1 pseudogene is annotated in these 258 nt (G+C 33.7%); it reads right to left on the reverse strand.

What is annotated here, in order from left to right:
* Positions 1-258 (reverse strand): annotated as a pseudogene (locus ACFINF_RS09395) (hypothetical protein); the annotation flags it as partial.

Consider the following 258-nt stretch of genomic DNA (forward strand, 5'->3'; position numbering starts at 1 on the left):
CATCACTTATTTTTGCATTGCCACCGACATGAGCATTATCACAAATAACAGATGTATCAGAAATATGAGCATGTCCACTTACAGAGGCGTTATCATAAATTTTTGCATTACCTTCAATTACAACAGCGTTTTGAATATGGGCGTTGCCATAAACCTCACAATAATCATTTATTGTCATGCCTTCAAAAATAGCATTACCATAAATTTGTGCATCACCATAAACGTCTACAAAAAAGCTTTTCACTTTACCATTTTCAT

The sequence above is a fragment of the Bartonella sp. TS25HLJMH genome (genome assembly GCF_042193505.1).
Lineage (GTDB): Bacteria > Pseudomonadota > Alphaproteobacteria > Rhizobiales > Rhizobiaceae > Bartonella > Bartonella grahamii.